The following is a 20,724-nucleotide window of genomic DNA, read 5'->3' on the forward strand; positions in this document are numbered from 1 at the left end:
TTATGCTTAGTTTTTCTTATTCTGTATTATAGCATCAATGAAGCTCACGAAAAGTGGGTGAGGATTCATTACTGTGCTTTTTAACTCTGGATGGAACTGAGAACCAACGAAATAGGGATGGTTATCTAACTCAACAATCTCTACCAATCCTGATTTTGGATTGATGCCTGTTGCTTTTAGTCCAGCTGCTTCCATTTGCTCTAAATACTTATTGTTAAACTCGTATCTGTGTCTGTGTCTTTCATGTATAGTAGAAGTCTTATAAGCCTGATAGGCTTTAGATGACTTCTTTAATTTACATTCATAAGAGCCCAAACGCATGGTTCCACCATAGTCGGTAATCTTTTTCTGATCTTCCATCAGGTCAATTACTGGGTGTTTGGTTTCCTTATCCATTTCAGATGAGGCTGCATCTTCGAAACCTAAAACGTTTCTAGCAAACTCCACTACAGCGCACTGCATTCCCAAACAAATGCCAAAGAAAGGGATATTATTCTCCCTTACATAGCGAATAGCTTCAATTTTGCCTTCAATGCCTCTTTCACCAAAGCCTGGGGCTACCAGTACTCCGTGTAAATCACTTAAGGTTCGTTTAACGGACTTTTCTGTAATTGTTTCTGAGGAAATCCAGTGAATGTTCACTTTGCACTCTAAGTGGGCACCAGCGTGGATGAATGCTTCGGCTATAGATTTATAAGCATCAGGCAATTCTACATATTTACCAACTAGACCAATGTTTACTTCGTTGGTTGGGTTTTTAAGTTTGCTCAAGAAGGTTCTCCATTCGTCAATATGCGGAGGCTCTTTGTGAGCAAGCTTTAATTTTGTTAAAACGCGTTCGTCAAGTTTTTCTTTACGCATCATCAACGGTACATCGTAAATGGTTTCCGCATCTAATGCTTCGATTACTGAGTTCAACTGTACGTTACAGAAAAGAGACAGCTTTCTTCTGATTTCAGAAGGTAATGGTTTTTCTGAACGACAAACCAATATGTCGGGCTGAATACCCGCTTCTAGCAATTGTTTTACCGAGTGCTGTGTTGGTTTGGTTTTTAGTTCTTTGGCAGCGGCTAAATAAGGAATAAGCGTAAGGTGAATTACCAAAAAGTTGCTTTCTCCCAAATCCCATTTTGCCTGTCTCACGGCTTCAATAAAGGGAAGTGACTCAATATCACCAACACAACCTCCAATTTCTGTAATTACAATATCGTAATCGCCAGTTTCGCCAAGGCGGTAGAAATTTCTTTTGATTTCATCGGTGATATGTGGAATTACCTGAACGGTTTTACCTAAATAATCACCTCTTCGTTCTTTGGTAATTACGTTGTGATAAATTCTTCCCGTAGTTACGTTATTCGCTTGTGACGTACGAACATTCAAAAAACGTTCGTAGTGACCCAAGTCTAAATCAGTTTCTGCGCCATCATCAGTTACATAACATTCGCCATGTTCGTAAGGATTGAGCGTTCCTGGGTCGATATTGATGTACGGATCGAATTTTTGGATGGTGACACGGTATCCCCTTGCCATCAGAAGGTTACCAAGAGATGAAGCGATAATTCCTTTTCCTAAAGAAGAAGTAACACCACCGGTAACAAAAATGTATTTCGTAGAAGCCATAAGTAAGAGTAAATGGAATAACTTATGGGGTACAAAGGTAGTATATTTACTTTGATATGAAGGTAACTTGCAGAAAGATTGCCTCACTCTTTTAAAACCATGTGGCTAAATTGATTAGATGAGTTTTTCTATGTGCTCAACACCCAAACTGGCCTCTTCTCTCTATTTTTTAACTAATTTTATGATCCATATAAGGTGATTTGATAAACCTTTATTCTACTTTTTGTCCCCTTTTGAATAACTGCTAACTTTGCGCACCTTTTAAAAAAAGGACTACGGATGAACCTGTCAAAACACTTACAACACGGTATTTTTAAACTTGTAGGCGCTGTTGCCGATAAAATGGGTGTTGAAACCTATGTAGTAGGGGGGTATGTGCGCGACATTCTTTTAGAGCGACCTTCAAAAGATATTGACTTTGTATGTGTAGGCTCTGGAGTAGAATTGGCCCAGGCTGTTCACAATGAGCTAGGAGGTAACTTGCCTTTTTCAGTTTTTAAGTCATTCGGAACGGCTATGATCAAAAGTGGTGATCTGGAATTGGAATTTGTAGGGGCAAGAAAAGAGTCCTATCAACGTGATTCCCGAAAACCTATCGTGGAAGATGGCACCTTGGAAGATGACCAGAATAGACGCGACTTTACAATCAATGCTATGGCCATTTCTCTTAACAAAAAGAGTTATGGTGAGCTAATTGATCCTTTTAACGGTCAAGCGGATTTAGTTTCTAAAACAATTAGAACCCCATTAGCACCAGAAGTCACTTTTTCTGACGATCCGCTCAGAATGATGCGAGCCGTTAGGTTTGCTACTCAGCTTAATTTCGACATTGAAGCCGATACCTTTGAAGCCATTACTAAAATGGCCGATCGAATTGAAATCGTTTCGATGGAAAGGGTTACCGATGAGTTGAATAAAATCATTTTGGCCAAAAAGCCCTCATACGGTTTTAAATTGCTTTTTTATGCCAAGCTTTTAGATGAAATTTTTCCTGAAATGGTAGCCTTACAAGGTGTTCAAACCATTGAAGATAAATCGCATAAAGATAATTTCTATCACACCCTGCAGGTGCTGGATAATATAAGTGAGAATACCGATGATTTATGGTTGCGTTGGGCAGCCATTTTACACGATATAGCCAAACCTGCTACCAAACGCTTCAATAAAAAAACGGGTTGGACTTTCCATGGTCACGAAGATAAAGGAGCTCGAATGGTTCCAGGTATATTCAGAAGAATGAAATTACCGCTAGGGGCCGAAATGAAAAAGGTTCAGAAATTGGTGAGACTTCATTTACGACCAATTCCATTGGTAAGAGATGAAATTACTGATGCGGCAATAAGAAGGCTGTTATTTGAGGCAGGAGAGCATACTGATGATTTAATGATGCTTTGCCGAGCAGATATTACTTCGAAAAACCAAAATAAAGTAAAGCGATTTCTTCAGAACTTCGATTCGGTAGAACAACGAATGCGCGAAGTAGAAGAAAAAGATAAAATTCGTAACTTCCAGCCGGTAATTACTGGAGAAGTGATTATGAATACGTTTAAAGTGGCTCCGGGCCGTATGGTAGGAGAAATAAAGGAGGCGTTGAAAGAGGCGGTTTTGGAAGGTAAAATTCAAAATGAGTATGATCAGGCTTACAATCTAATGTTAGAATTAGGTAGGGAAAGAGGTCTTGAAGTTGTTAAAAATTGAAATAATCTGAATTAGTATAAAATGAGAAAAATGAAGTATTGGATGATAGCGGCCATTATGATGGTTTCGGTAGCGTCATTCGGCCAAGATAGCACTTACCTATCGAATGAATATGCCAAAGCAATGGCAGTTTATAATCAAGCACAATTATATAATGACATCGAAGTCCAAAAGGCCGCATTGTACGATATGCTGGTGCTAGATCCAGGTGATAGCTCAGTAATGAGAACCCTGTCGGAATATTATTATAATAACCGAAGATATACTTCAAGTGCATTAGTAGCTATGGATTTACTAAAGAAGTACCCCGGTAATATGGTAGCCACAGAAATTGCTGCATTGAGCTACGAGCAACTAAGGATTTATGATAAAGCCATTGAGTATTACCAAGAAATGTGGCTCAAGCTAGACGATAATAACATCCTTTACCAAATTGCCTACCTACAGTATTCTATTAAGCGCTACGAGGAAGCCAATACTAATATTGGTATACTAGAAAGCAAATTGAAAGATGATGTGAAGATAACCTTGACCAAGCAAGATGGATCTGTTCAAGAAGTTGCCTTTAAAGCAGCTGTGAAAAATTTAAGTGGTTTGATTTCACTAGATCAAGGGGATAAAGAAGCTGCGAAAACTCATTTTAATGCGGCTTTGGCCCTTTCGCCAGATTTTGAAGCGGCAAAAATGGGCTTGGCAGAAGCAAGCAAGTAAGATTTACGAATTTTTTACTAACGAATCATAAAGGCATTACCATATGAGGTGATGCCTTTTTACATTCCCCTTTTTCCGAGTTCTATTACCTCCAGGTTTTTTATCCTGCCATTCTCCAAGTCAAAACGCAGCAAGGTTCTCACTTGATGGAAACCATGATTACCCGCAGCCCCAGGGTTCATATAAAGCATTTTATTTAGGCTATTATCGGGCATTACTTTCAGTATGTGTGAATGGCCGCAAATAAATAATTGAGGCTTAATTTCTTCAAGCCTTTTTCGAATACCAGAAGCATATTTTGGAGGTTTCCCGCCAATGTGAATCATATATACTTTTACACCTTCTACTTCAAAAATTAGTTCTTCTGGAAAAATGGATTGAATGGTTTTATCATCAATGTTGCCATAAACACCTTTAGTAGGCTTGAATTCTTCCAGCTGTTCTATCACGCTAACATCGCCAACATCTCCTGCGTGCCATATTTCATCACAATTTTTAAAATGATGAAATACACGCTCATGAAGAAAGCCATGTGTGTCTGAAATTAACCCTATTTTCATAGTAGTAAAGGTGCTTATTTTTCCCGAAATGGGATACCCTTTCCCGAAATGAAATATACACTTCGAAGCGAAAAATAAATCTCATAGCGTATAATGCTCATTTACAGTACAAATGTCTGTATGTGCCAAAATAAAAGTGAAAAATTAATTATGGTTTAGGTTTTGATAAGTGTACAAGCATAACAAAACCAAAAACGATGAAAAAATTATTACTAATTCTAACAATGGCTGTCAGCACTTTTAGCCTATCAGCCCAAACAGAGGATTCACCTTGGTGGATGACTCTAGAGCTTACCAACAACAAATTGGATTACAAATGGTACGATGGAATGTTCAGCTTTGGCCAACTAGATAATGCTGGCTTTAGAGTAGGAGTTGAGCGTTACTTAAACTCAAGTTTTGATTTAGAGCTTGGAGCTTCTTACGGAAACTTAGTTCACAATGATGTACTCGATGGAAATGTAGCTGATCTTGACTTACGTTTCGCCTACAAGTTTGATAACGGTTACATCTTCAAGAAGGACTCTAAAGTAGCACCTTATTTATTTGCTGGCTTTGGAGTAACAAGCTTTTCTAAGATTGAACCAATTTATGAAGAGTTCAATAAAGGAACATATAAAATGATTCCTTTAGGAGCTGGATTAAAGTTCAAAGTGGTTGAAAACGCTGAAATTAACATGCGTGCAGCTTACAAAAAGAGCATCGATTACGCGCCAAACTATCTTCAGTATGCGATTGGTGTTTCGTTCTCTTTAAGCGGTAAGAAGGATTCTGATGGTGACGGTATCTACGATAAAGAAGATATGTGTCCAACAGAAGCTGGTCCATTAGAGAACAAAGGTTGTCCTTGGCCTGATACTGATGGTGACGGTGTGTTAGATAAAGATGATACTTGCCCTACAAAAGCAGGTAATTTAAACGGTTGCCCTGATACTGATGGTGATGGAATTAAAGATTCTGAAGATGCATGCCCAACTGTAGCCGGTATTGCCGAATTCAATGGATGTCCTGATACTGATGGCGATGGAATCCAAGATTTTGAAGATGCTTGCCCAACTGTAGCTGGTACATTGAATGGTTGCCCTGATAGAGATGGTGACGGAGTGAAAGATAGCGAGGATGCTTGTCCAACTGTAGCTGGAACATTAAATGGTTGTCCTGATAGCGATGGCGATGGTGTGAAAGATAGCGAAGATAACTGCCCTGAAACTGCTGGCTTGTCTTCAAACAATGGATGCCCAGAAGTGAAGGAAGAAGTAAAAAAAGTACTTGAGCTTGCTGTTAAGGATATTCAGTTCAATTCAGGTAGCGATGTTTTAAAATCATCTGCCAACGGTTCTTTAGATCAAGTTGTTGAGTTGATGAAAGCCGAAGACTTCAGCTTAGAGCTAAGTGGTTATACTGATAGCACTGGTGATGCTGCTAAGAATCTTGAGCTTTCTAAAAGAAGAGCCAACGCTGTAAAACAATACTTAATAAACAAAGGTATTTCAGCTGATAGATTGTTTGCTGATGGTTACGGAATAGTAAATCCAGTGGCTGATAATAAAACTGCAGTAGGTAGAGCTAGAAATAGGAGAGTAGAATTGAAAATCATCTTCAGATAGTAAAGTAAATTAAACAATACTTAATGAGAGGTCGTTGTGTACAGCGACCTCTCTTTTTATTATAAAAGGTAAGTGTTGATTTTAATGTTAGTATCATTTATTTGTGTTTGTGAATCATATTTATGCGTTTGTGTTTAATGCCAGTCGTTAGTTATTTACCGATTTAGGCTTGATTAATTTTTGTTTTTCTTTTTTACATGAACATATGTTCATACCTTTGATAAAAACCTATCCAAATGGAAGAGCAGCTTGACAATGAAAGGGTCGAGAAAATTGCCTTCGTACTGAAGACTATTGCGCACCCTATGCGAGTCGGTATCATTGATCTCCTAAGCAGGAATGAAAAGATGTCGGTGAATGATATTACTGCGTACCTTGGTCTAGAGCAATCGCTAACTTCACATCATTTGGCCAACCTTAAAATGAAAGGCGTATTAGGAAGTAAGCGTGATGGAAAGAATATTTTCTATTTTCTGAAGATGAAGGAAGCTCCGGAAATCATCAAAATATTAGAAGATGTTAAGGTTAATGTTTTTTAGAACTTACTCCCCAAAATACTGGTTACATTGAAGAACTCAGTTTTTTCAATTATGTCAATGCAATCAGTAAACCCTTCAAATAATCAAGTAATACAACTTTTCGAACCTCATTCAGAGGATTATGTTCAGGCAGCAATAGAGCGAGCCGATCTTCAGTTTTCTACTTGGAAGAATGAGTTGTTCGAGTACAGAGCTCAGCTATTTAATAAGCTTGCCGATGTACTTGAAGAACGTAAAACCTCACTTGCCGAAACTATGACCTTGGAAATGGGGAAACTCACAACCGAAGGTATTGCCGAAGTCGAGAAATGTGCATTAGTGTGTAGATATTATGCCGACAATGCAGAGAAATTTTTAAAGGATGAAATCCTTAAATCCGATCATTCTAAAGCATTTATAAGCTATCAACCATTGGGTACTATCTTGGCTGTAATGCCCTGGAACTTCCCATTATGGCAAGTGTTTAGATTTGCAGCACCAACTTTAATGGCAGGAAATGTTGGTTTGTTAAAGCATGCCTCAAGCGTTCAAATGTGCGCTCAAGCCATTGAAGATACTTTCATCGAAGCGGGTTTTCCTGTTGGGGCTTTTCAAAACTTAAGAATTGGTTCTAATAAAGTAGAGGCCATTATTAATGATGATCGCATTAAAGCGGTAACTCTTACCGGAAGCGAAGGAGCCGGTAGTGCTGTGGCGAGTGTAGCTGGATCGAAAATTAAAAAATCAGTTTTGGAGCTGGGCGGTAGTGACCCATTTATAGTGCTCGATAATGCCGACATGGACCTTACCGTTCGTACTGCCGTAAAGGCCAGAATGCGTAACTGCGGTCAGAGCTGTATTGCAGCAAAACGTTTTATTGTGGTAGAAAGAGTGTATGATGAATTTGTGGAAAAGTTCAGCTCATTTTTACAAGCACTTAAGATCGGAGACCCCAGTGATATTTTGACTTCTTGCGGCCCAATGGCTTCGGATGACTTGGCCAATGAATTACTTAAACAAGTAAATGAAAGTGTAGAAAAAGGTGCTAAAGTGGTTTTGGGAGGTAAGCGTCCTGACAGAGTAGGCGCTTATTTTGAACCTACCATTTTAGCAGATTTAAAGCCGGGTATGCCAGCCTATGAAGAGGAACTTTTCGGGCCAGTCGCATCATTGTTTAAAGTGAAAAATGAAGAAGAAGCCATTGCTTTAGCCAATAACAGTAAGTTTGGTTTAGGGGCTTCTATATGGACACAAGACTTGGTGCGTGGAGAAATGATTGCTAGAAAAATTGAATCAGGAGCCGTGTTTGTAAACCATATGGTTTCTTCTGATCCACGTTTACCTTTTGGCGGTATTAAAACCTCTGGTTATGGCCGAGAGCTGTCGCACTTGGGTATCCGTGAATTTATGAATACTAAAACTATTGTCATTAATTAAAGATTGACAAACCTGTCTGATAATTCAGAGAGGTAGGTGAATAAAGAGCTGATGAACGATATTGTTCATCAGCTCTTTTCTTTTATCAATTTAGAGAATGAAGCCCTATGCGATTACCCTCCGTATCGAGGAACATAGCGAAGTGTCCATTTTCTTCATCGATTAACGTTTTCGGAACAATGATTTCTCCTCCATTAGCTTCTACTTTATTCAAAATAAATTGAAGATCATCTCCACCATTGAGGTAAATTATTACACCATCAGAAGAAGGGGTATATCCTTCGCCTTTTATAAGCACTCCTGAGGCAGCTTCTCCATCACTAGGGAATAACCCCATTTGTGTACCCTGCATCTCTATTTCAGAGATTTCTATATCTAAGATTGATTGATAAAAATTAACGGCACGAGAAAAATCAGTCGTTGGTATTTCGAAAATTGAGATAAAGCTTTTCATGTTTTTTCTTTTTGGGTCTAGAGTGTTTTTATCAGTACAAGCAGTCAGTATGATTGCGAAAATTACAATTAAACTTAGTGGTGTGTTTTTCATTCTGATTTCTTAAAATTTAGTTTTCAAGATTAAGAAACCTCTAAAAGAACGAATTGTAAAAATGCGACAACTCTAGTCCTCCGAATAGAAAAGAGAAGAAAGCACTAATTGCTTGTCACTCAAATACTCTTTAGGATTGGTGCCAGTAAACTCTTTGAAATCTTTAATGAAGTGTGCTTGATCATAATATTCACTAGCGTAAGCAATCGCTGTTAGACTATCTGGTTGCTTATTGAGCATCATTTTTAAAGCAGCTTGCAGCCTTATTATTTTTCCTAATTGTTTGGGGCTAATCCCCACTTGTTTTAAAAAGTTTCTCTCAAGGTTTCTTCTTTGTGATAGTTCACCTTTCAGAATAGAACTAATGGGTATACTTCCGTTTGTTGTATGAAGGCTGTCAATAGTAGATTTTACGATTCTATCAATTGTGGACGTTTCAATCAACTTGCTTAACAGAAAACTCTCCACAATTTCTATTCTCTCTTCCGTACTTGCAGCATGAATAATTTTTTCTTCTAATTCATTTGCTGATTCTCCAAAAAGCACGGAGAGAGGTGTGTCCTTATTGGCTAGTTCTTTGACTGGCGATTTTATAAAATTGGCAAAACCGTAAGGGTAGAAGCGAACTGCAAATGAATTGACAAATCCTGTGGGTTGGATAAAATATGACTTGGTAATTTGGCCAACAACCATTGCTCTTGGCTGCAATACCCAGTTTTTTTCGTTCTCCAATCGTTTTATGTCTTCCCCAAGAATAAAGGCCATTTCAATGCAACCGTCAGGTACTATTCTTTGCTTTTCGGTTGCCATTTCAGCAGAAACCTCAAGTGTCCAGTAACACTTAACAATGGCTTCTAGGTCGGGGTGAACTTTATACGTTTGATAATTCATTTAAAGAGATTTACTGGAGAATGGTCAGCCTGCCATTTCGGAAGATAAAAAAGAGTAATTAGAGTCATGCGATAGCTCATCTTGATGAAGGTATATATCTAAGGCTAAGATTGAAATCGGAAACTTTATGCGGTTCGGTTGTCGCTGTTCTCTTTTTTTCCTTCTGCAATCAGTTCTTTGGTTTCTTCCTTTTCTTCTTTTTCTAGCTTTTCAACTTCTTCCTTTTGATTGTGATTTGAAGAGTCGATAGAGAAAACACAACAGATAGGGAAATGGTCTGAGCCAACGTGTTCTAAAACGCTTAATTCTTTTAGAAAAATAGTTGGGCAATGGAAGACGAGATCTAATGGAGCTCTGAAAAACCAATATTTAGCATGATAAGAAGCTAAAATTCCACGCCCCATTCTACCATCGATTAATCCGCTGTTTTTGCGGAATAGTTCAGAGATTTTGGACCATGCCACTGTATTGAAATCGCCTATTACGAGGGTTGGCTTGTTGATTTCTTTGGTGCGTTTTGCAATACATAGTAGATCGCCATCGCGCTCTTTAGAAGTGTCTTCTTCTGTAGGGCTTGGCGGTGGTGGGTGTACGCAGAAAAGTACAAAGTCTTCTCCATCTTCGGTTTTGAAATGGGCCTCTATGCTTGGTAAATCTTCTGATACGAAGTAATGGGTAGTAACCTTCTGAAAAGGCATTTTAGCATACAAATGCATGCCATAGGTGTTCTCCAATGTTATTTTTTCTGTATAAGGATAGTCAGCTTCCATTTCTCGCATGGCAAGTTCCCAATCCTTGTTGCTTTCTATGGTGAGAAAAATATCTGGCTTTTCTTTTCGAATAAAGTCTTTAAATCTGTTAAACTCTTGATTGAATTGATAAATGTTGGTAGAAATTACTTTTATCTCGGTCAACCCCTCTGTTTCATTCTTGTGGCTTTTATAAAATTTTGTAAAACGAGCTAATAAATAGGAGTGGTAAACAATTAGCCCTATTTGGATTAATGCAACCACCCAAAAACCAATGCTCTTTTCCGAGAAAACAAAAAGGCCAATACTCGCTACAACCTGAAGAATGAGCAGCTGCATTTTAATAAATTCAGGCACACGAAAAACCCAATGCTGGTTTTTAACAAAGGGTAATAAGCTTATAATAATAAGCAGTACCGACAGAAAGATAAAAAAAATGCTCAATTCAAAATGTTTACAAACAGCCTGTTATGGGTTTTAAAATAGCAAAAGAGCCAGGTTTGATATAATGGGTTCTTTTGGAGACCTAAGTTAATATATTTTGGTAATCTGTTATAGATGTTTAAACTCTCTAATCAACTCAATAACTGGTTTGTGAGGTCTTCCTGCTGCCTGTTCAAAATCGGAAGGAATGTTATAAACCCCATCGCTTATTCCTTTATAAATTCCAGCAATTACAGACCCTATAAATTCGCCTAGTTCTTCTTTTCTTTCTTTTTCATAAGCTTCGCAGGGTACAGCATTGTAAATCAGGTTTGTTTTATATACCTGATTGATCAACTCTGCTAACCTAGCTTGTGTAATAGTTTCGCCCATCAGGTTGTAAGTCTTTCCAATGTGCTTGTCGTTTAAAAGCATTTTGGCATATGCATAACCTAATTCAGGTCGACTTGTGTATCCACATTTTCCATGGCCTGCACAATTTCTAATTTCACCTTCCCTTTTGTAAGTCTGGATATATTCTAAATCGGGTTCGATATAAATGCCATTTCTTCCAATCACCCATTGAAGGCCAGATTCCCGAACATCAGCTTCGGTTTGACGATTGCTTTGAACCACGGGGCTAAACGCATTTTTTTCTTCGTCACCAATAATGCTGGTATAAACAATCTTTTTCACCCCATTTTGCTTTGCCGCTTCAATCACATTTCTATGTTGTTGAATTCTCTTTTGTGGTTCGTCCATGCCAGAGACCAGAAGCACGGCATCAATCCCTTTCAAAGCAATATCAAAATCCTCACGATTGTTATAGTCGCCTTTTCTTACGGCTACACCAAGCTGTTCTGCTTTTGCGGGTGTTCGTGCAATGGCGATCACATTATCCTTACCAATCTCTTCAATCAGTTGCTTTACTATGGCTGAACCTAGTTGTCCGCTTGCCGATGTTACTGCTGTTTTCATTGGAAAAGTGTTTTAATGATTTAACTTTTTTTGAGAACTTGAGGCTCTTTTTAGCTGGCTACAAATGGTCTTATATAATAGTGAATTCGACTAACCACTTATTAATATTAGTTAGGTTCCCAAAGCTCAATTTTATTACCTTCTGCATCTAGGATATGTATGAACTTTCCGAAGTCATAAGTAGCCATGCTGTCAACAATGGTTACTCCGTTTTCTTTAAGTTTGATGATGAGCGCTTCTATATTTTGAACTTGATAATTGATCATAAAATCCTTTCTGGATGGAGAAAAATGTTCATCTCCTTTTTTGAAAGGCTTCCATTGAAGAGAGTTAACCTTGTCAGGCTTGTTAAGGTTTCTCGACTCAAAACTTGCAGAGCCCCATTCATTGGTCTCAATCCCTAAATTTTTCGCATACCATTCTTTCGTTTCTTCCGGATTGTCGGAATAAAAGAATATACCACCAATCCCTGTCACTTTTGGCGTGCTATCAACATTGTCTGTTTGATTTTTTGAGTCTTCCATTTTTGTGGTTTCATTAGGTGTTGAGTTGCAACTTGCAAGTAAGGCTGCAATCGATATCGTTATGATAAGTCTGTTCATTTTGTTCTTCGAAGTATATTCTAAATATACCCCATCACTTTATAAGTTGCTAAGCCCACCCATTCTTTAAAAAGCGTTTCCCAACGCTTAATGGCTTCCGCTTTTGGAATGACAATATCATCAAAGTTAAGGCTAGGCCTGTCGGTATAATAGCCTGCAGGGAATTCGTCAAACTCAACGCCTTGCTTGGCTAGACATAGGGCCGAACGCTTCATATGGAAGGCAGAAGTAATCAAAAGGTATTTCTGATTTGGAAAATCACGCTTCAATATTTTAGCAGATTCCACCGAATTTTCATAGGTGTTTACGGCCTTGGGTTCCACTGTAATAACAGAATCTGGAACGCCCGCCATTACCAGAAAACTCTTGAGTCTTTCTGCGGCAATACTCATTCCTACTTGCTGAAATCCCAAGCCACCGCTTACTATAATGTGTTTCAGTTTACCCTCATTATAAAGTTGAAGTGTATGTGTAATTCTATCGGCACCTTGGTTAAAATACACTCTGTCGTTCGGACTTTTACTGCCTTTGGTTATACCCGTAAAAACTATCCCCACATCATATACACCCACTTCTTTCATTGGTGTAGGTTCGGGTTCCCATAAAAGCATGGCCCTGTTGCTGATGTATTGGTTCGAAAAGAAAATCAATAAAACCAAAGGGAGGATAAAGAAGAGCCTTTTCCTTTTCGGACTTTTAGTGAACCTAGAATACACAAGAAAACCAATGACCCAAGTGAGGGGCATTACGAAAAGGGCGAGTATTTTTGAAAGAATAAAGAACACGATGGATTTTTTACGAAATTACATTAACAAAATCTGAAATCATTATCGATTGATTATTAATTAGTTAAATGTTTTTTGTTTTGTTTTTGATATTTATTTCACAACGGGTGTAATGACATACCCTCACCCTCGTCTCTACTATTGAATGGAGTTGCAAACGTTTAAATCACAAGTTCTACCAGTAAAGGATAAGCTCTTTCGGATCGCTCTTAATATGATGCGGTCTGTGGAGGAAGCCGAAGACATTCTACAGGATGTAATGGTAAAGCTTTGGGACAAACGGGCGCAATGGGTCGAGTACAGAAACTTAGAGGCTTTTGCGGTAACAATTACCAAAAACCTTTGTTTGGACAGACTCAAATCAAAAAGAATGAAAGGCCATTTCGACATTCAAGAAATGGAGTTGGATTCTGGAGCAGTTTCGCCTTACCAACGCATTGAACTGGACGACAGCGTAAAAACGATGGTGAGGGTGTTTGAGCAACTGCCAGATCAACAGCGGCTTTTGATTACCCTTCGGGATGTGGAAGGCTACAGCTATGAAGAAATAGCAGAGCAAACAGGGTTGGAAGTGAACAACATTAGAGTGGGCATTTCCAGAGCAAGAAAGAAGGCGAAAGAAGATTACTTAAAAATTGCGAATTATGAACAGCAATAAAGAAATAGAGGCATTAATCGAGAAATATAACAACGGGGAAACTTCTCTTCAGGAAGAAGAGCAACTCCAAAGCTTCTTTCGGAGAGAAGGCGTCCCCGACCATTTGAAGGAGGTGCAAGTCTGGTTTGCACAGCTTGATTTGAGAGCGAAAACAGAATGGGAAGGTTTTTCTGAAGATAAGCTTTTTGGAAAGTTGGAATCCCAGGTGAAGCAAGAAGAAGCCAAAGTGGTTCCGATGCTTCAACCTAAAACAAAGCAGGTTTGGTTGTATCGTGTAGCGGCTGCCGTGGCTTTAGTATTAGTCGGCTTCTACTTGGGTAATGAAATCAGAAATGATGATGTAGCAGGAGTGAAAGAAGAATTGGCGCAGGTAAAAGCTATGATGCTCGAACAAATGACAAGCTCATCGGCCAGTGGAAGGCTGCAAGCAGTGAACTACTCGGTTGAACTTAAAGAAGTAGATCAGGAAATGCTCAACGCTTTGATTAACGTGCTGGAAACCGATGAAAACATGAATGTAAGGTTAAAAGCAGTGGAGGGTTTGGCCAAGTTTTATGATGAGCCCATAGCCAAGAAAGCTTTGCTTAAGGCTTTAAAAGAAGAGAAAGAGCCAATGATGCAAATCGCGTTGATTGATGTGTTAGTGGAAAATAATGAAAAAGCAGCATTGGACGATTTAGAACGCATAGCCGAAGACAGCAACAGTATAAAAGGAGTGAAGGATCAGGCTTATATGGGCATGTTCAAACTCAAAGAAATGTAAAAGTATTTAATCGATTGAATTGGTCAGGATTAGCCTTCCTTAAAAGGTAAAACTCAAAATATCTGAAACATAAAAAAATCAATGATGAAAAAGTTAACAATGAATTTATTAGCGATAGCGCTCTTTTTAGTGGCCTTTACGGTAGAAGGACAGGATTTTAAAGTCGCAGTATCGGGTCAAAAGAAAGTTGTGATTAAAGAAGTAAACAGGGTAAGTGTAGAAGCTTATGACGGCACTGAAATTCAAATTACTTCAAGTAACAAGGACGAGGAACGATCAGAAAGAGCCGCAGGCCTTAAGTCGCTCAGCGCAAGGGGAGAAGACAATACTGGAATTGGTTTGAATGTAAAGACTGAAGCTGGAGAAATCACTATAATGCAAGTAGCCAGACGCGCAGATGGAAAATACACCATCAAAATACCCAAGTCGATGAATGTGAAAGTTGAGCATAATGGGAGCTGGGAAGGTAGTAAAATTGAAGTATACCGAGTAAGCGGAGAGCTGGAGATTTCAGGTAATAATAATGGAGTGTATTTGGAAGACATTACTGGCCCAGCTTTGGTGAACACAGTTTATGGTCAAATCGAAGCTAAATTTACTTCACTGAGCCAAGCAGGTCCAACCTCATTAGTTTCGGTATATGGCGATGTAGACGTAACGCTTCCGGCCAATGCGAAAGCCAATATTTCGGCAAAAACACCTTTTGGTGAAGCCTACTCAGATTTAAATATTGAATTCCCTAAAACGGACGGTATGAGAAAGGTAAGCTCAACTGTGGAAGGCACCTTAAATGGTGGAGGCGTCAAACTTGATATTCAAGCCTCTTACAAAAATATCTACCTTCGAAAGAAGTAATCTGAAATGTCCGTGAAGTTTAAATACTAAACTTTACAGATGTTTTTCTAATACCGGGCTAAAATAGGTAGCCATACTTCCCTCAAAAGGAAGCTCAAGTCTAAGGCAATTCTCCCTCTATTTTACTTAGTGATTCGTATTCAATTATGATTGAAACGGGAGAATTATGTCTTGACGAACTGAAAAATCAAGCTTGAATTCTGATTTGAATAGAATTCTAAAAACGGTCAACAACTCAAAATATCACAACATGAAAAAGCCAATTTTAATCCTAATGATACTCATGCTCTTTTCGGTTTGTGCCTTTGCGCAAAAGCAAATCAATCAGACCTTTGATGCCAGTGCAGTCAAAAACATCGACCTCTTTTTCAAGTATCCCGAATTGGTCAAAATTAAAGTATGGGATAAAAATGAAGTCAACATTAAAGGTCATGTAGAAATCCATAATGGAGAATTTGATGATGATTTCGAACTCTCTAGCCAGGTTAGCGGAGGGAAACTCATGATAGAGTCGAACATCAAAAACATCGACAACTATAAAAACTATCAGGTATACACTGATAAAGATGAGGACGGAGAAAATAGGTCTGTCACCATTTCAAAAAATGGAACCACTATTTCTACAGGTAAAAGTGGCCGCTACACCAACGGAATCAATATTTCGATTGTGTTAGAAGTGACTGTTCCTCGCAGTATGGCTGTTATGCTCGATGCCCGTTATGGTTTGGTAGAAGTATTGCAAAGCACGAACCATCTTGATGTGGAAGCCCGATATGGCGGAGTGGATGTGAAAGTAGACGAGACTGAATCTTTGGATTTAGAGGCCAGCACCCAGTGGGGGCAAATCTTCTCTAACCTAGAAACCAAGGTAGAAATTGGTGGAGATGATGGCCTCGGTAAATGGATGAAAGCACATGCATCTATCAAAGATGGCAGCCAGCGCCTCAAGATAGAATCACAGTATGGTCACGTGTATTTGCGTAAAAACTAAATCAAGGAATCATGAAAGCACTCTTTACATTTATCGCTTGTCTTTTCGCGCAGCTAGCTTTCTCCCAAGCCGAAACCATCGAAAAAAGCTATGCCTACACTGGCCAAAAGCTGGATCTTGATTTGAACTTTGGAACCGAAGTAATTCTGAAATCTTGGGATAAGAATGAGATATCAGTAAAAATTACCTATGAAATTAACGAGGGCAAAGACAACGAGGTCATGGATTGGAAAGTGGATGATAGCAATGGAAAACTGACTGTTGAAATTGAACTAGACAGCAAGAAGCTAGAAAAACTTGGCGATTGTTGCTGTAATAGTAAGAATGGAAATCACTGGTCTGGGCGTGGTTCCAAAGGCAATAGAGTTTGTGTTGACATCAAGGTAGAAGTAATGATGCCTGGAAAGTCGGATGTGAAGGTCAAAACCATTGTGGCTGATGTAGCTGTAGAAGGCTTTTCAGGTAACCTCGATTTAGAAACGGTTACAGGCCAAATCAATTTACTCTGGGCAAAGAGCGCTGGTGCCCAAGTGAATATTGAAACGGTCAATGGCGGTATTTATACCAATATGGATTTGGCCATGGAAAAGGAGAAAGGACTTCCGAAAATCAGTAGCCACAAAGTGAAGGCCACTTACAAAAGCGGTGGCAGAGCACTAAATCTAAAAACGGTGACGAGTGATATTTACCTAAAAGCCTCTGACCTGTAAGAAAGAAGGGCTTGGAAAGCAGTCTTTATGTTATCGACTGTTAATGAATTCACCTTTTGCGGTTAATTTCAGTTAAAAAGACCAAGGGCATGCAACATTTTTGCTCCGAGGCGCATCTATATAGCAAAGGAAAAAGCAGCAGTCAGTAACTTTTCTGAAAAAGAGAAGTGTAGAAAAATAAAAACCAGATGTTCTCTCAATCCACTTTATACTTCGGCACCATGGATGGTCACCACAAAATCAGCATCAGCGGAGTAGTTTTTTATGTAGAAAATGAATGTAAGAATCTACTTCTTAATCATCTCAAATTCATGCATAGAAATAACACGCTTCAATCAGAAAATCAGTTTGAATCGGGCGAAGAGCGAGTAGCCGAAATTTTACTGGAGGAACTTAAAGGAGGAAAAGACGTGGTGACTTGCAAGGAACTGGAAGCTGTAATTAACCGCACAAGAAATTTAAGATAGCCTGATTTAGTTATGGTTTGAGGTGATTATTAAACAGGTGTTTTCTATCCAAGCCCCGGCATTTGTCGGGGTTTTTTTATGGATTCCGCATTAAACAATCCATCCAAATTTCATAATTTCAAACATGCTTACAGAAAAGGATATTCAGCGATTTCGAAAGGAAACTCCGGGGACAGATAAGGTGATTCACTTCAACAATGCAGGAAGTTCGCTACCGCCTCAGGCAGTGCGTCATGCTGTGATCGATTATTTGGAGGAAGAAATGACTTACGGGGGTTATGAAACCCATGAAAAATATGCTGAACAGATCTCAGGAGCTTATACTTCTATTGCCAAACTAATCAATGCTTCCGCAGAAGAAATTGCTTTGGTAGAAAACGCTACAGCCGCTTGGCATGCCGCCTTTCAGGCCATTGATTGGAAAGATGGTGATGTGATTATTGCTACCCAAGCCGATTACGCTTCGAACTACCTTTCGTATTTGCACCTTCAAAGAAAAGTGGCGATAGAAATCAAAGTCATTCCTAATAAGGCTTCGGGAGAACTGGATTTAGCAGCGCTAGAAAACATGATGAATACTTCGGTAAAACTGGTTTCTATTACGCATATGCCTACCAATGGCGGATTGACCGTAGATGCCGAAGGAGTAGGAGAGATCACTCGAAAACATGGTATCTTGTACTTATTAGATGCCTGTCAATCCGTAGGACAATACCCGCTTGATGTAGAAAAAATTGGTTGCGATATGCTTTCTGCCACAGGCAGAAAGTACATGCGAGGTCCACGAGGTACTGGCTTTCTCTATGTTCGAAAGTCGGTATTGCCAAAGTTGACGCCCGCTGTCATTGATCTTCATTCCGCGGAATGGACAGGCAAAGCGACTTACTCCATTCGAAAAGATGCTAAAAAATTTGAGAATTGGGAAGGAAACCGAGCCAATACCCTAGGGCTCAAAGCCGCTGCGGATTACATTTTAGAAGTAGGTATCGAGAATATATGGGAACGGGTGCAACATTTGTCTTCGGTGTTAAGAAAGCAAATTAGTCAAGTAAAGGGCATCACTGTTCACGATATTGGTGAAGTGAAAAGTGGGATTGTGTCGTTTACAGTAGAAGGGAAATCAGCCGCAGAGGTGAAAACCTACTTACATCGCCAAGGCATTAATATTTCATGGATGGGAATTCCTAACAGTTATCTCGATATGACGGCTCGACAGTTGAAAGAAATCGTGCGTGCCTCCGTGCATTACTATAATACCGAAGAAGAAATTGAGGTGTTTACTGCTACACTAGAGGAAATGATAGGCTATGAACCCTCCAAAAGTTGAGGCCTCAATCCGGTCTAGAGCTAATGCATTTAGTCTAACTATGAATCTTAACTTTTGGAGGGTTTCGTTAATGAGAAGATTTCTCTGCTGTGTTAATCAACGCAATAAACTTTTCTAGTTTGTCCGTTTCGGCCTCAAAACTTGTGCTGTCATTGATTACCGCATGAACGCCTCCAAGGTAATTTATCCCCAAATATTTAGCGGTTTCAGAAAAGGGTAGCCAGAATTGATCGCCCAAATGATTGCCGATGGAGCAGCTTAATGCGGCCATATTTTTTCCCCTCAGCTTTCTGCCTAAATCCTTTTCAATTTCGAGTAAGTCGGTAATGCGATCGAAGAACACTTTCATGATACCGCTCATACTGTACCAATACACTGGAGTGGCAAAAATCAAAGTATCGTAGTTGTCGATGATGTTTCGCATCATAGGAAGGAAATCGTCCCCTGCGTTCTTGTGTGCATAGTCATAGTAGCTAAAATCATAATCATTCAAGTCGATTAAGTCCCAATCAGACTTTTCCTTGAGCAGGTTCACCACTTTGGAGGTGTCACCGTCATTTCTAGAACTGCCAAGAATAATAATGCTTCTCATAGCTGCGTAAGTTTGGGGAATGAGAAGCTAAAGCTACTTCATATACTTTTTAGAAAGAAGGCTTCTAAACCAAAGTCAACAAATAACCAAGCAATGATCCGCCAACCACGATAAATGCACTGTTCAGTTTTTTAAAAACGAATACGGTGATTAAACTGGCCACGGCAATTACTATGGTTTCCCAGTTCACAATGGTGTCTTTGCCCATTTCGATACAAACCGCGACAATCACGGCTACTGCAGCAATGTTCACTGCATCCAAGAAAGCAGCAATCACTTTCGATTTTCGCATTTTCGGAACCAGAGGGTTCAGTATAGAAACAAAGATGAAAGAGGGCATAAATATACCTACTGTAGCCGCTATGGCACCCCAAAAGCCTCCCAATTGCCAACCAATAAATGTGGCGGTAGAAAGTACTGGTCCTGGCGTGAATTGACCCACCGCTACCGCATCAATCAACTGTTGTCTGGTGAGTAGGCCAGTATTTACGAGTTCTGCATCTAAGAAAGCGAACAACACATAACCGCCTCCATAAAGCAATGCGCCAACTTTAAAGAAAGTCCAGAAGATTTTCATTGAGCCTAAGGTGGCGGTGATTTGCACTAGAGCGATAGGAGAGAAACTGTTCAGGGTACTTTTTGAATTTCGGATCAGGTGAATGATTAAGCCTAAAGCACCACAAGCAAACAGTGCGATGATTTCATTCATGCCCAGTAAACTAGCGGCCAAAGTAAGTGCCCCCAGAATTCCGATTTCTACATTTTTGAGTGCCTTTTTTCCAAGACGATAAACGGCCGAAATAATGATGGCAATTACCGCTGGCTTAATACCATAAATAAAGGGTTCTACGGAAGGTAGTTGGCCATATTGCTGGTAGAGCCAAGCAAAGAGCATGGTAATAGCAACGGCAGGAAAAACGAAACAAGCACCGGCTACAATTAAACCTTTCCAGCCTGCGCGTTCATGTCCGCAGTGCATGGTCATTTCTGTAGAGTTGGGGCCAGGAATTAGATTAGTGGCACCCACCAAATCCAGAAAATGCTGAGGTGTCATCCATTTTCGCTTCTTCACCACTTCATCTTCCATCATAGCGATGTGGGCTGCCGGGCCTCCAAAGGCAATACTACCCAGTTTGAAAAACAGCTTAGCGACTTCTTTTAATTCCTTGCTCATTGCTCTATGTAATCTAAACTAAAAAACTATCTCTGCTGCAAAAATATACAAGGTATGATTA

General features: G+C 39.4%; 22 protein-coding genes. 12 read left to right on the plus strand and 10 right to left on the minus strand.

Features of this window, described 5'->3' with window-relative positions; genetic code table 11:
- Positions 1-6: 6 nt before the first annotated feature.
- A complete protein-coding gene (gene pyrG, locus MB14_RS08775; protein ID WP_062591199.1) occupies positions 7-1,620 on the minus strand; it encodes a CTP synthase in 1,614 nt (537 codons plus the stop codon).
- A 279-nt stretch (positions 1,621-1,899) separates the two neighbouring features.
- On the opposite strand from pyrG, the gene MB14_RS08780 reads away from it, so the two are divergent.
- Both MB14_RS08780 and MB14_RS08785 read left to right on the plus strand, forming a co-directional pair.
- Positions 1,900-3,318, plus strand: coding sequence for a CCA tRNA nucleotidyltransferase (locus MB14_RS08780; protein ID WP_062591200.1), 1,419 nt, complete (start codon positions 1,900-1,902; stop codon positions 3,316-3,318).
- A gap of 30 nt (positions 3,319-3,348) precedes the next feature.
- Complete coding sequence (locus tag MB14_RS08785; protein WP_221405475.1) at positions 3,349-4,029, plus strand: tetratricopeptide repeat protein; 681 nt, start codon at positions 3,349-3,351, stop codon at positions 4,027-4,029.
- Between the two features lie 59 nt (positions 4,030-4,088).
- On the opposite strand, the gene MB14_RS08790 is transcribed toward MB14_RS08785, so the two are convergent.
- Positions 4,089-4,589, minus strand: a complete 501-nt coding sequence (locus MB14_RS08790; RefSeq protein ID WP_062591202.1) for a metallophosphoesterase family protein — start codon at positions 4,587-4,589, stop codon at positions 4,089-4,091.
- 197 nt (positions 4,590-4,786) lie between these two features.
- Between MB14_RS08790 and MB14_RS08795 the strand changes: the two genes are divergently transcribed.
- The 3 genes from MB14_RS08795 (at position 4,787) to MB14_RS08805 (ending at position 8,151) form a co-directional block, all read left to right on the plus strand.
- Positions 4,787-6,196, plus strand: coding sequence for an OmpA family protein (locus MB14_RS08795; RefSeq protein WP_062591203.1), 1,410 nt, complete (start codon positions 4,787-4,789; stop codon positions 6,194-6,196).
- Positions 6,197-6,432: 236 nt separating this feature from the next.
- Positions 6,433-6,735, plus strand: a complete 303-nt coding sequence (locus MB14_RS08800) for an ArsR/SmtB family transcription factor (RefSeq protein ID WP_053223262.1) — start codon at positions 6,433-6,435, stop codon at positions 6,733-6,735.
- A gap of 57 nt (positions 6,736-6,792) precedes the next feature.
- Entirely contained in the window at positions 6,793-8,151 is a 1,359-nt protein-coding gene (locus MB14_RS08805) for an NAD-dependent succinate-semialdehyde dehydrogenase (RefSeq protein ID WP_311316239.1), read from the plus strand.
- Positions 8,152-8,236: 85 nt separating this feature from the next.
- On the opposite strand, the gene MB14_RS08810 is transcribed toward MB14_RS08805, so the two are convergent.
- From MB14_RS08810 to MB14_RS08835, 6 genes are all read right to left on the minus strand, one after another.
- The gene (locus tag MB14_RS08810) at positions 8,237-8,698 is read right to left on the minus strand and encodes a VOC family protein (protein WP_089082162.1); all 462 of its coding nucleotides are present in this window, start codon (positions 8,696-8,698) and stop codon (positions 8,237-8,239) included.
- Between the two features lie 72 nt (positions 8,699-8,770).
- Complete coding sequence (locus tag MB14_RS08815; RefSeq protein WP_062591205.1) at positions 8,771-9,589, minus strand: AraC family transcriptional regulator; 819 nt, start codon at positions 9,587-9,589, stop codon at positions 8,771-8,773.
- Positions 9,590-9,714: 125 nt separating this feature from the next.
- Complete coding sequence (locus MB14_RS08820) at positions 9,715-10,677, minus strand: endonuclease/exonuclease/phosphatase family protein (protein ID WP_084376026.1); 963 nt, start codon at positions 10,675-10,677, stop codon at positions 9,715-9,717.
- A gap of 213 nt (positions 10,678-10,890) precedes the next feature.
- A complete protein-coding gene (locus MB14_RS08825; RefSeq protein WP_062591207.1) occupies positions 10,891-11,739 on the minus strand; it encodes an SDR family oxidoreductase in 849 nt (282 codons plus the stop codon).
- A gap of 107 nt (positions 11,740-11,846) precedes the next feature.
- Positions 11,847-12,263, minus strand: coding sequence for a VOC family protein (locus MB14_RS08830; RefSeq protein ID WP_062591239.1), 417 nt, complete (start codon positions 12,261-12,263; stop codon positions 11,847-11,849).
- A gap of 98 nt (positions 12,264-12,361) precedes the next feature.
- Positions 12,362-13,126, minus strand: coding sequence for a YdcF family protein (locus MB14_RS08835; protein ID WP_132644018.1), 765 nt, complete (start codon positions 13,124-13,126; stop codon positions 12,362-12,364).
- A 145-nt stretch (positions 13,127-13,271) separates the two neighbouring features.
- On the opposite strand from MB14_RS08835, the gene MB14_RS08845 reads away from it, so the two are divergent.
- From MB14_RS08845 to MB14_RS08875, 7 genes are all read left to right on the plus strand, one after another.
- Positions 13,272-13,784, plus strand: coding sequence for a GFO_1088 family ECF-type sigma factor (locus tag MB14_RS08845; RefSeq protein ID WP_062591210.1), 513 nt, complete (start codon positions 13,272-13,274; stop codon positions 13,782-13,784).
- Entirely contained in the window at positions 13,771-14,547 is a 777-nt protein-coding gene (locus MB14_RS08850) for a PG0215 family putative anti-sigma factor (protein ID WP_062591211.1), read from the plus strand. The genes MB14_RS08845 and MB14_RS08850 overlap by 14 nt, the downstream gene beginning before the upstream one ends.
- Positions 14,548-14,646: 99 nt before the next feature.
- Positions 14,647-15,402 carry a DUF4097 family beta strand repeat-containing protein gene (locus MB14_RS08855; RefSeq protein WP_132644017.1) on the plus strand — a complete coding sequence of 252 codons (756 nt, stop codon included), beginning with the start codon at positions 14,647-14,649 and terminating at the stop codon, positions 15,400-15,402.
- Positions 15,403-15,652: 250 nt separating this feature from the next.
- Positions 15,653-16,393: a hypothetical protein gene (locus MB14_RS08860; RefSeq protein WP_062591213.1), complete on the plus strand. Its 741-nt coding sequence runs from the start codon at positions 15,653-15,655 to the stop codon at positions 16,391-16,393.
- Positions 16,394-16,404: 11 nt separating this feature from the next.
- Positions 16,405-17,103 carry a DUF4097 family beta strand repeat-containing protein gene (locus tag MB14_RS08865; protein ID WP_062591214.1) on the plus strand — a complete coding sequence of 233 codons (699 nt, stop codon included), beginning with the start codon at positions 16,405-16,407 and terminating at the stop codon, positions 17,101-17,103.
- A 188-nt stretch (positions 17,104-17,291) separates the two neighbouring features.
- Positions 17,292-17,570 carry a hypothetical protein gene (locus MB14_RS08870; RefSeq protein WP_062302844.1) on the plus strand — a complete coding sequence of 93 codons (279 nt, stop codon included), beginning with the start codon at positions 17,292-17,294 and terminating at the stop codon, positions 17,568-17,570.
- A gap of 124 nt (positions 17,571-17,694) precedes the next feature.
- Positions 17,695-18,897, plus strand: coding sequence for an aminotransferase class V-fold PLP-dependent enzyme (locus MB14_RS08875; protein WP_062591215.1), 1,203 nt, complete (start codon positions 17,695-17,697; stop codon positions 18,895-18,897).
- Positions 18,898-18,964: 67 nt separating this feature from the next.
- Here MB14_RS08875 and MB14_RS08880 read toward each other — a convergent pair whose 3' ends face one another.
- Together MB14_RS08880 and chrA are read right to left on the minus strand one after the other, a co-directional pair.
- Entirely contained in the window at positions 18,965-19,489 is a 525-nt protein-coding gene (locus tag MB14_RS08880) for a flavodoxin family protein (RefSeq protein WP_062591216.1), read from the minus strand.
- Between the two features lie 64 nt (positions 19,490-19,553).
- Positions 19,554-20,663 (minus strand): chromate efflux transporter, encoded by a 1,110-nt coding sequence (gene chrA, locus MB14_RS08885; RefSeq protein ID WP_062591217.1) that lies wholly within the window; start codon positions 20,661-20,663, stop codon positions 19,554-19,556.
- Between the last annotated feature and the right edge of the window lie 61 nt (positions 20,664-20,724).

This window comes from Roseivirga ehrenbergii, from assembly GCF_001593005.1.
In the GTDB taxonomy this organism is placed as follows: Bacteria; Bacteroidota; Bacteroidia; order Cytophagales; family Cyclobacteriaceae; genus Roseivirga; species Roseivirga ehrenbergii.

Excerpts from the sequence above, each read along its gene's own strand:
- pyrG (WP_062591199.1), bottom strand. The coding sequence starts at position 1,620 with ATGGCTTCTACGAAATACATTTTTGTTACCGGTGGTGTTACTTCTTCT.
- MB14_RS08780 (WP_062591200.1), top strand. The coding sequence starts at position 1,900 with ATGAACCTGTCAAAACACTTACAACACGGTATTTTTAAACTTGTAGGC.
- MB14_RS08785 (WP_221405475.1), top strand. The coding sequence starts at position 3,349 with ATGAAGTATTGGATGATAGCGGCCATTATGATGGTTTCGGTAGCGTCA.
- MB14_RS08790 (WP_062591202.1), bottom strand. The coding sequence starts at position 4,589 with ATGAAAATAGGGTTAATTTCAGACACACATGGCTTTCTTCATGAGCGT.
- MB14_RS08795 (WP_062591203.1), top strand. The coding sequence starts at position 4,787 with ATGAAAAAATTATTACTAATTCTAACAATGGCTGTCAGCACTTTTAGC.
- MB14_RS08800 (WP_053223262.1), top strand. The coding sequence starts at position 6,433 with ATGGAAGAGCAGCTTGACAATGAAAGGGTCGAGAAAATTGCCTTCGTA.
- MB14_RS08805 (WP_311316239.1), top strand. The coding sequence starts at position 6,793 with ATGCAATCAGTAAACCCTTCAAATAATCAAGTAATACAACTTTTCGAA.
- MB14_RS08810 (WP_089082162.1), bottom strand. The coding sequence starts at position 8,698 with ATGAAAAACACACCACTAAGTTTAATTGTAATTTTCGCAATCATACTG.
- MB14_RS08815 (WP_062591205.1), bottom strand. The coding sequence starts at position 9,589 with ATGAATTATCAAACGTATAAAGTTCACCCCGACCTAGAAGCCATTGTT.
- MB14_RS08820 (WP_084376026.1), bottom strand. The coding sequence starts at position 10,677 with ATGCAGCTGCTCATTCTTCAGGTTGTAGCGAGTATTGGCCTTTTTGTT.
- MB14_RS08825 (WP_062591207.1), bottom strand. The coding sequence starts at position 11,739 with ATGAAAACAGCAGTAACATCGGCAAGCGGACAACTAGGTTCAGCCATA.
- MB14_RS08830 (WP_062591239.1), bottom strand. The coding sequence starts at position 12,263 with ATGGAAGACTCAAAAAATCAAACAGACAATGTTGATAGCACGCCAAAA.
- MB14_RS08845 (WP_062591210.1), top strand. The coding sequence starts at position 13,272 with ATGGAGTTGCAAACGTTTAAATCACAAGTTCTACCAGTAAAGGATAAG.
- MB14_RS08850 (WP_062591211.1), top strand. The coding sequence starts at position 13,771 with ATGAACAGCAATAAAGAAATAGAGGCATTAATCGAGAAATATAACAAC.
- MB14_RS08855 (WP_132644017.1), top strand. The coding sequence starts at position 14,647 with ATGAATTTATTAGCGATAGCGCTCTTTTTAGTGGCCTTTACGGTAGAA.
- MB14_RS08860 (WP_062591213.1), top strand. The coding sequence starts at position 15,653 with ATGAAAAAGCCAATTTTAATCCTAATGATACTCATGCTCTTTTCGGTT.
- MB14_RS08865 (WP_062591214.1), top strand. The coding sequence starts at position 16,405 with ATGAAAGCACTCTTTACATTTATCGCTTGTCTTTTCGCGCAGCTAGCT.
- MB14_RS08870 (WP_062302844.1), top strand. The coding sequence starts at position 17,292 with ATGTTCTCTCAATCCACTTTATACTTCGGCACCATGGATGGTCACCAC.
- MB14_RS08875 (WP_062591215.1), top strand. The coding sequence starts at position 17,695 with ATGCTTACAGAAAAGGATATTCAGCGATTTCGAAAGGAAACTCCGGGG.
- MB14_RS08880 (WP_062591216.1), bottom strand. The coding sequence starts at position 19,489 with ATGAGAAGCATTATTATTCTTGGCAGTTCTAGAAATGACGGTGACACC.
- chrA (WP_062591217.1), bottom strand. The coding sequence starts at position 20,663 with ATGAGCAAGGAATTAAAAGAAGTCGCTAAGCTGTTTTTCAAACTGGGT.